The 9,156-nt window shown below is 73.6% G+C and carries 8 protein-coding genes; 2 read left to right on the top strand and 6 right to left on the bottom strand.

Annotated features, from left to right (window positions below; all coding sequences use genetic code 11):
• Positions 1-206 precede the first annotated feature (206 nt).
• On the top strand, positions 207-1,037 hold the full coding sequence (locus IO20_RS39625) for a helix-turn-helix transcriptional regulator (protein ID WP_245684931.1): 831 nt from the start codon (positions 207-209) through the stop codon (positions 1,035-1,037).
• 62 nt (positions 1,038-1,099) lie between these two features.
• Complete coding sequence (locus IO20_RS0112025; protein ID WP_051874406.1) at positions 1,100-2,467, top strand: aminotransferase class V-fold PLP-dependent enzyme; 1,368 nt, start codon at positions 1,100-1,102, stop codon at positions 2,465-2,467.
• Between the two features lie 233 nt (positions 2,468-2,700).
• On the opposite strand, the gene IO20_RS0112030 is transcribed toward IO20_RS0112025, so the two are convergent.
• The 6 genes from IO20_RS0112030 to IO20_RS0112055 all read right to left on the bottom strand — a co-directional run bounded on the left by IO20_RS0112030 (position 2,701) and on the right by IO20_RS0112055 (position 9,100).
• A complete protein-coding gene (locus tag IO20_RS0112030) occupies positions 2,701-3,840 on the bottom strand; it encodes a ThiF family adenylyltransferase (RefSeq protein WP_030549314.1) in 1,140 nt (379 codons plus the stop codon).
• 29 nt (positions 3,841-3,869) lie between these two features.
• A complete protein-coding gene (locus IO20_RS0112035; protein ID WP_030549312.1) occupies positions 3,870-4,931 on the bottom strand; it encodes a ketoacyl-ACP synthase III family protein in 1,062 nt (353 codons plus the stop codon).
• 72 nt (positions 4,932-5,003) lie between these two features.
• Complete coding sequence (locus IO20_RS0112040) at positions 5,004-5,774, bottom strand: SDR family NAD(P)-dependent oxidoreductase (RefSeq protein ID WP_030549310.1); 771 nt, start codon at positions 5,772-5,774, stop codon at positions 5,004-5,006.
• Between the two features lie 37 nt (positions 5,775-5,811).
• A complete protein-coding gene (locus IO20_RS0112045) occupies positions 5,812-7,425 on the bottom strand; it encodes an FAD-dependent monooxygenase (RefSeq protein WP_030549307.1) in 1,614 nt (537 codons plus the stop codon).
• Between the two features lie 16 nt (positions 7,426-7,441).
• On the bottom strand, positions 7,442-7,972 hold the full coding sequence (locus IO20_RS0112050) for a VOC family protein (protein WP_078945949.1): 531 nt from the start codon (positions 7,970-7,972) through the stop codon (positions 7,442-7,444).
• A gap of 3 nt (positions 7,973-7,975) precedes the next feature.
• Entirely contained in the window at positions 7,976-9,100 is a 1,125-nt protein-coding gene (locus tag IO20_RS0112055; RefSeq protein WP_030549304.1) for a glycosyltransferase, read from the bottom strand.
• Positions 9,101-9,156: the final 56 nt, after the last annotated feature.

A 9,156-nucleotide genomic window follows, 5' to 3' on the forward strand; every position in this document is an offset into this window, starting at 1 on the left:
GGGGTGCCCTTGCACGGTGAATACGTGGAGTAATGACCGGAAGTGGGTTCGCCCATTCCCCGGCAGCGACTTCGATCTTGCCAGAAGAGAGCCGCTCCGTGTAGACCATTTGGTGACCGATAAAGGCCGTGACCGGCTCAGGACACGCAAGGCGGGAAATCAATTAGATGCTGTTGCAGACAATTTCAGGGACGGAAATTTCTCCGGTGGAATCGCTGTCCCGACTGATCGCCACGCAGGAGCGCGCGCTGCTCGCGGCCGACGAGGCCACCCGCTCCCTGCGGACGCAGCTGGCCGCCCTCGCCGTGCACGCCGTCGGGCCGGCGCAGGCGGCGACGGACGTGGAGGAGATCACGGACCCGGCCCGCGTCCGGGCCCTGCTGGACTCCGTGGCCACCATGGCCCGACAGCAGATCCGGGTCATCCAGCCGTCCGTGGTCGCCCGCCGGCTGATCGCCGAGTGGCCGGTCGGGGACGCGTACGAGCCCGGCGGCGTCGGCGTCCGGACCATCCACCAGAGCTCCCTGCTGCACAGCGAGCAGGCGGCCGGTTACCTGGAGCGGCTCTCGCGGCGCGGTGTCCACGTGCGGGTCGCGCCGCTGCTGCCCTTCCGCCTGATCCTGGTGGACGAGGCGTTCGCCCTGGTCTGCCCTCCGTCGACGACGCTGCTGATCAGGCGGCCCGCGCTGCTGCAGCTCCTCGGTCGGGTCTTCGAGTTCTGCTGGGACGACGCCCGCGAGCTGCACGCGCCGTCGGTGCCCGCCACCCGTCAGGAGCCGACCGTGCCGGTCGTCGGCGGTGATGGTCGGGACATCGTCCTCAGCGAGCAGGAGACGGTCATCCTGCGGCTGTGGGCGAAGGGGCGACAGGACGTCGAGGTCGCCCGCGAACTGCGCGTGTCACCGCGCACCCTGCGCCGCACGGTGTCCGCGCTGCTGCGCAGGCTCGGCGTGAACAGCCGCTTCGAGGCCGGGGTCGTGGCGGCCCGCTCACCCCGGCTCCTCGAGGGCGCGGGGCACCCGCCGATCCCCGCCTGACGCGCCCGCCCCCTGCCCCCAGGCCGCCGCAACCTTCCTTCCCACGACACCGAGGAGTCCCTGTGTCCACCACGCCCGCCCCTTCCTCCATCGACACGCTCCACGGCCCGCCGCTGCCCGTCCTGGGCGCCGACGTGCGCGTACCCCTCGTCACCGGGGGCGAGGTGTCCTACGGGGCGCTCGACTACGCGGCGAGCGCCCCGGTCCTGAGCAGCGTCTGGGACGACGTCAGCGCCTACATGCCCTACTACGGCAGCGTGCATCGCGGGGCCGGCCACCTGTCGCAGCTGTCCACCGACCTGTTCGAGCAGGCCCGGCGGACGGTCGGCGAGTTCCTCGGCTGCCGGCCGGACGACGAGGTCGTGTTCACCCGCTCGACCACCGACTCGCTGAACCTGCTGGCGGCCGCGCTCCCGGCGGGGACCCAGGTCTACGTCTTCGAGACCGAGCACCACGCCGCCCTGTTGCCGTGGCCGCGGGCGCAGCGCACCGTGATGCGGGCTCCGAGCAGCGCGTACGAGGTCGTGGAGATCGTCGCCGAGACGCTGGCGGGCCACGACCCGCGGCGACCCGGCCTCGTCTGTGTGACGGGCGCCTCCAACGTCACGGGCGAGATATGGCCCGTCGAGTCGATCACGGAGGTCGCCCACGCGGCCGGGGTGCGCGTGGCGCTGGACGCCGCCCAGCTGGTGCCGCACCGACCGGTGGACGTCGCCGGACTGGGCGTGGACTACGTCGCGTTCTCGGGCCACAAGATGTACGCGCCGTTCGGGGCGGGGGTGCTGGCCGGGCGCGCGGACTGGCTCGGCGCGGCGGCACCGTACCTGGCCGGGGGCGGAGCGAGCAGGCGTGTCGTGCACGGGGCCGGCGCGCTGTCCGTGGAGTGGCAGCAGGGCGCCGCGCGGCACGAGGCCGGATCGCCGAACGTGGTCGGGGCGCACGCGCTGGCCTCCGCCTGCCGGGCGCTCACCTCGGCGGGCTTCGAGTCGCTCGCGGCGCGCGAGGAGGCCCTGCTGCGCCGGACCCTGGCCGGACTGACCGCGATCGAGGGGGTCACGGTGCTGTCCTTGCTGGGCGGATCGGCGCCGCGGGTCGGCGTGATCAGCTTCGTGGTCGAGGGCTGGAACAGCGCCCACCTGGCCGCGGCGCTCTCGGCCGAGTACGGCATCGGGGTACGCGACGGCATGTTCTGCGCCCATCCCCTGGTCCGCGGCCTGCTCGGCAACGCGCCCGACCACTCCGACGAGTGCGGGGCCCCCGAGCCGCTGGCGCCGGGCGAGCGACCGGTGAACGCGGTGCGGGCCAGCTTCGGCGCCGGCACGCCCGTGGAGCACCTGGACCGTCTGGTGGCCGCCGTGGCGGAACTCGCCCGCGACGGGGCCCGGTGGACCTACCGCACGGAGGCGGGGCGCTGCGTCCCGGTGCGCTGAACCGGGAAACGCGCGCAGTGCCCGCCTGCCGGACGGCAGGCGGGCACTGCGGTTTCCATCGGGGTTTCCGATTGAATACGCACGCATTCTTTCCGCCCGCGCATTTCAACGCCGCAAACAATTCACCGGAACACAAATGAACCGCCCTTTGCGAGGGCTCGGAGCGGGGTGAAACTCCGGGCCCGCTCCCACCCTTCGATCACCCGCTGTGATCAGCGTCGGCGGACGGAGGCTCAGTAGGTGGGCATCGCCGGGTCGATCCGCTGCGCCCAGGCCAGGATGCCCCCGCCCAGGTGGACCGCGTCCCGGTGACCGCTGCGCTTGACCACGGCGAGGACCTCCGCGGAGCGGATGCCGGCCCGGCACAGCAGCACGGTCCTGCGGTCCGCGGGCAGCCGTGCGGCGGCGTCGCCGTGCAGGAACTCCCCCTGTGGGACGAGCACCGAGCCCGGCACGTGGGCGAAGGCGTACTCGTCCGGCTCGCGGACGTCGACCAGGTTGACCGGCGCGTCCGCGTCGAGCAGTTCCTTCAGCTGCTCCGCGGAGATCGTGGACTCCCGCGCGGCCTCGGTCGCCTCCGGCGAGAGCAGCCCGAAGAAGGGCTCGGCGGCGGTGGGTTCGGCCGGGCGCGCGGCCCGCTCGTGCGGGCGCAGCGGTACGGTCGCGCACGTGCCGGCCATGGCGTCGTACTTCATCACCCGGCCGACCAGCGGCTCGCCCTGACCGGTGAGCAGCTTGACCACCTCGGTGGCCAGGGCGATCCCCAGCCAGGCGCCGACCACCTTCAGCGTGCCGGACATGCCCCGGAAGTAGGGGGCGGGAGGCTTCGGGAACAGGTCCCTGAGGCCCGGGCCGTGCCGGTCCCAGAAGACCGAGACGCGCCCTCCGGTGGCCCCCATGGAGCCCCACACGAAGGGGATGCCCGCCTCGGCGCACACGTCGTCGACGAGTTGGCAGCGGGCCGGGTCCTCCCCCGCGCACACCACGAGGTCGTAGTCCTGGACCAGTTCGCGCGCGCGGGGCAGCTCGAACCGGTCCTCCACCACGGTGCGCACGAACGGATGGGTGCTCCCGAGCGCGCGGGTCCAGGCCGTGGCCCGGTCCGCGGGCTCCGCGTCCGGAAGTCCGAGGTAGTGGTCCCACGGATTCATGGGCGAGCCGTCGGAGACACCGATCAACCCCACGCCGGAGTCGGCGAGATGGGCGATGAGCGGGGCGCCGATCTCGTCGGCGCCGACGACCAGGACCCGGCCACCGGCGAGTCGGCGCTGCCCCTCGGCGCCGTGTCCCGCGCGTATCAGCTGGTGGGCCTGGCGGCGCGTCTCTCCGGCGGGCAGGGTGGTGGCGGGTCGCGCCAGCGGGGGGATCGGCATGCGGGTCTCCTGTGGGTGTGCGGGAGCGGTCACGGCTGCTGGTCGTCGGTCTCGGCGGCCCAGTCGGGTACGTGCAGGATCTCCAGCACGGCGGCCCCCCAGTTGAAGCCGTAGCCGGTGCCGGCGAGCACCACGCGGTCGCCGGCCTCCAACTGCCCCGTGGTGATGAGGTGGTCGAGGCCCGCGACCTGGTCGCCGGAACCGAGGTGGCTGACCTGGCGGCCGAAGTCCCAGGTGGTCCGCTCCCGGCCCACCCCCATGTCGGCCAACATGTTCCACCAGCGCACGGTCTGGCCGTTGTGGGGCATCACGAACCTGCGCACGTCCGCGGCGTCGGTCTTCGCCTCGTCCAGGGCCTGTTCGATACAGCCGCCGATGCCCCCCGCGATCCGCAGGGAGATCGCCTCCAGGTCGTCGAGGTTCCTGCGCATGAAGTCCGTCTTGCGCGCCCGCATGTTCAGCGGCTTCTCCCCGGACGCCGGGGCGTCCTTGAGGCCGCGTCCGCGGTACATGTGCTCCAGGGCGGGGTCGGAGGTCAGTGCGCAGGACAGGACCTTGGCGAAGCCGGGCTTGCGGCCGAGGAGCAGGGCCGTGCCGCCGTCCGCCATCACCGTGCCGCTCTCGGTGCGGAAGCGGTCGAAGCCGGGCGGGCAGAACCGCTCGCCCGTCGTGATGAGGACGGTGGCGTCCTCGTCCTGTCCGGCGAGGTGTCCGGCCGCCAGTGCCAGGGCCGCCATTCCGCCGTTCGACTTCTGGTCGACCTCGACGGCCGGGGCGCTTCCCCCGACGGTGTGGTGCTGGATGTAGGAGGAGGGCGTCCACATGTCCTGGCCCTGGAAGTAGGCGCTGGCGTGGAGCAGCAGGCGCACGTCGCCCGGTGCCGTCGCGTCCCCGGCGCGTTCGAGCGCCTGGCGGGCCGCGGCCACGGCCAGGTCGGGGGCGAACGCGTCATCGGAGACCGTGACCCCGAGGAGGGCGTTGGCGGTGTACTCGGCGGAGGCGTAGCGCCCGTCCCGTACCGCCTCTTCGAGGTCGAGCCGGCGGCCCAGCCGTACGCCCAGGGACGTGAGGTAGATGTCGTTGAGGATCATGTCGGGACCTTTCGGACGTGCAACGGTGGTTTCGCGGCGGATCGGTGGGACCGGGCCGCCGCGCGGAGTGCCTCACAGATAGGCCCCTCCGGTGGTCTCCAGGCGCTCCCCGGTGATCCACCTGGCCTGCTCCGAGGCCAGAAAGGCGACGGCGTCCGCCACGTCCTCGGGCTGCCCGAGCCGTCCGAAGACGGTCAGTGCCGCCGCGGCCGCCGCGTCCTCGGGGTGCGCGCGCATGCGCGCGCGGTGGAAGTCGGTCTCGATCAGCCCCGGGGCGACGGTGTTGACCGTGATGCCGCGCGGGCCGAGCTGCGCCGCGAGGGAGCGGCTGAACGCCTCCAGCGCCCCCTTGCTCATGGCGTACGGCAGGACGTGCGGGTGCGCGATGCGGTTGGCGACCGAGGAGACGTTGACGATCCGTGCCCCGTCGCGCAGCAGCGGCAGGAGCCGCTGGACGACGAAGACGGGGGCCTTCACGTTGACGGCGAAGACCCGGTCCAGGTCCGCGCCGGTGACGTCGGTGATGTCGGCGCGGCAGCCCACGCCCGCGTTGTTGACCAGTACGTCGAGCCCGCGGTCCCCCGTGCGCTCGACCAGGCCCTCCTCGACGCGGGCGGCCAGGGTGGCGATGGCCTCCTCGTCCGCCAGGTCCGCGCGCACCGCGAAGGCGTCCCCGCCGGCGGCGCGCACCGCCGCCACGGTGGCCTGGGCCGCCTCGTCGTCCCGCCCGTAGTGGACGGCCACGACCCGGCCCGGTCCCGCGAGCCGTTCGACGACGGCCCGGCCGATGCCCCGGCTGCCACCGGTTACCAGTGCGGTGCGCGGTGCGGTGTCCGCTGTCACAGTTGCCTCCTGGAGGAGTGTGGGATGGGGGCGTCCTTCACGGGCGGGCGAGGAGCGCGGAGAGCACGCGTTCCAGGCACGCCTCCGGTGCCGGGTCGAGGCTTTCGGCCCGCCACGCGACGAAGCCGTCCGGGCGCACGAGGAGCGCCCCGCTGTCGCGGATACCCGCCTCGGCGGTCCAGGCACCGTCGTCGATGCGGTGCCCGTCGGCCGGTACGCCGCCCAGGGAGGCCGCGGCCTTGTCCAGGGCGTCGAGCCAGGACGTCCCCGTGGGTCCGGTCAGGAGGGTGAAGCGTCCGTCCACCAGGTCGAGCGTCGAGCGGACGCCCTCTTCCCCGGGCAGCCAGCGGTGCGGCAGGCGGGAGCCCGGTGCCCCGTCCAGGTTGCGGGCCACGTCCTCGGTGGAGGGCGGCTCCGCCCCGGCGCCGAGCACGGCGGCGGAGGCGTAGCGGTAACCGAGGTGCACCACGGGGGCGTTGAGCGCCCCGGCCGCCGCTCTGCGCGCGCGGCCCTCGGGCCCGGTCGCCCAGTGCAGGGAGGGGTCCTTCAGGCGCAGCGTCGACTGTTCGAGGGCGGACCGGGCGACGGGCAGGCGTTCGGCCTCGTAGGTGTCGAGGAGCGCCTCGTGTGCCGTCCCGTGCAGAACCTGGGCCAGCTTCCACGCGAGGTTGTGGGCGTCGGCCACTCCCGTGTTCATGCCGAAGGCGCCGACGGGCGGGATGGCGTGGGCCGCGTCCCCGGCGAGGAAGACGCGCCCGGAGCGGAACCGGTCGGCGACCAGGCCCCGGACCTGCCAGGGCAGGATGCTCACCACCTCGGGGGTCACGCCGGTGTCGCGGCCGAGCGCGGCCCGGATGCGCTCGGCGCACCGTTCGGGCGTGAAGTCGGCGGCCTTCGTGCCGGAGGCGCGGGGGTAGCGGAAGTGGTAGATCCACTCGGTGTCGCCGTCGACGGGGAGCAGCCCGCCGGGCGCTTCGGGGGTGGTGATGTCACACACCACGAAGGTGTGGCCGCGGGTCAGGGCGGACAGGTCGGCCCGGAAGAGCACGCTGATCAGGGGGTCGCCGATGACGCCGGGTCCGCTGGTGCCGATCCCCAGCCGGTCCCGGACCCCGCTGCGCGCTCCGTCGGCGGCGACCAGGTAGCGGGCCCGGATCTCGCGGGCCCCGCGACCGTCCGCGACCCGCGCGGTCACCCCCTCCTCGTCCTGGGTGAGGTCACGCAGTTCGGTACCGAACTCGATCCGCGCCCCGGCCTCCCGGGCGGCCCCGATGAGCACGCGGTCCAGCCGCCCCTGGGGGCAGGTGCCGCGCAGGCTCTGCGGGGTCAGCCCGGCGTAGGCGTCGTCACGGGGCGGCGTCCGCCGCGCCTCCTCGTCGAGGTCGGCGTCGGCGAGCGTGGGCGCGGCGAACATCTGCAGGCCGCTGCCGGTCATGTCCACGCACTGGGCGTCCACGGCGTCGGCGAGGCCCACGGCGCGCAGGATCTCCACGGTGCGCGGGCCGATCCCCATCGCGCGCGGGTGCGCGGGCGGGGCATGGTGCCGTTCGACGACCGTGCAGGGGATGCCGGCCCGGGACAGGAACAGGGCGGTGCACAGCCCCACCGTGCTGCCCCCGACGACCAGTACGCCGGGGTTCTCGTTGGGCATGGGTGTTCCGCTCCAATCAGGGGAGGTCGGGGGCGGGGGCCGCGCCGGGGGCGGGGGCCGCGTCGAAGGCGGGGGCCGCGTCGAAGGCGGGGGCCGCGTCGAAGGCGGGGGCCGCGTCGAAGGCGGGCATGTGCGGGGCGCCCGGGTCCCAGGAGGCCACGAAGCGCGGCTGCCGGGAGGCGTCCATCATCTCCAGGTCGACACCGAGGCTCTCGACCTTGTGGTAGGTGTACGGCCGGCCCAGCGGGCAGGCGCTGAACTCCTGGTCGAAACCGGCTTCGGACAGCCGTGCGGAGCTCGCCGTCACGTCCTCGGTCCAGTAGCCGAGGTGGTGGCAGCGAGCGCCCAGGGTCGAGTCCCAGGGGCTGCCCTCGGGGCCCTGGACGAGTTCGATGTAGGGCGGCCCGCCGCGGGTGAAGGCGAGCCGGTAGTCCCACTCGCCGAGGGAGTCCTCCAGGATTCCCGACCACTCGGCGCCGACGCTGCGCGTCAGGTCGTCCATGGCCCGCTCGATGTCGGGCACGACGAAGCACACGTGGTAGAACACGGCTCAGGCCAGCTTCTCGATCACGTTCAGCACTTCGGCGGGTACGGGCATGGCAAGGGCCTCGTCGGCGAGCGCCCTGGCCCGCTCGCGGTAGGTCTCCCGGGTCAGCAGGTCCTCCGCGGCACCGGCCAGCGCGTCCGGGGTGTCGTCGCCGGGCAGGATGCAGCGGGCGGAGCCGTAGGCGGCCAGGCGCTGCGAAGGGGCCACGAGCTTGGGCATGTTGGGCACGAGGAGCTGCGGGATGCCGTGGACCATCCCGGTCAGCGCGGTGCCGCCGCCCGCGTGGTGGACGAGCAGGTCGCAGGTCGTCGCCACCGTGTCGAAGGGCAGCCAGCCGACCTTGGTGCCGGCCGCCGCGCTCAGCTCGTCGGCGACCGCGGCCGGTGCGCTGACCAGCAGCTCGGCCTCGAGGGGAGCCAGCTTGCGGACCAGATCGACCAGGTAGTCGAAGAAGTAGCCGGGGGCCGTCTTGGTGCCGGCGGTGATGGCGACCCGGGGCGCGGACCCCTTGGCGTACATCCACGGCTCGATCAGGGGCTGCTCGTTGCAGGGAATCCACCGCATCGAGATGCCCTGCGGGGCCTCGGGGTCGCGCACGCTGGGCGGGCAGACGTCGATCCACAGCGACTGGTCCGGGATGCCGTCCAGGCCCAGGGCCTCGAGTTCGGGCCGCATCTCGATCTCGGCGGCCACGTCGACGACCTGCGGCTCACCGGAGTCCCACGCCTGGCGCACGTAGGGCACGCCGATGCGCGCGGCCAGGACGGCGGCCGAGTAGGTGAGCGTGCCGCCCACGACGACGTCGGGGCGCCACGTACGGGCCAGTTCGAGGAGGGGCTCCTGGTAGAGCGCCGCCATGCGGCCGAAGGCGTGGCCGATGGACCGCATCCGCACGTCGGGGTCGTCGGACGGGGGGACGGGCGTGCCGTCCCGGTCGGTGGTGATGTGGTGGCGGATGGGGACGTCGGAGACGCAGACACCGGCGAGTCCCGCGCCGGCGATCGCCGACATCGTCTCCTGGTTGGAGGCGACGAGCACCTGGTGACCGGCGTTGCGGGCCGCCGTGGCCAGGGGGGTGAGCGCGTAGACGGTGGCGGGGCTGCCACCGGTGACGAAGAGGATGCGCAAGGGAAGACCTCACTCGGAGTCGGGAAGGGTGGGCGGGGGGGGGGGGGGCCCAGGGA

Source organism: Streptomyces exfoliatus (assembly GCF_000725545.1).
GTDB classification, from domain to species: domain Bacteria; phylum Actinomycetota; class Actinomycetes; order Streptomycetales; family Streptomycetaceae; genus Streptomyces; species Streptomyces exfoliatus.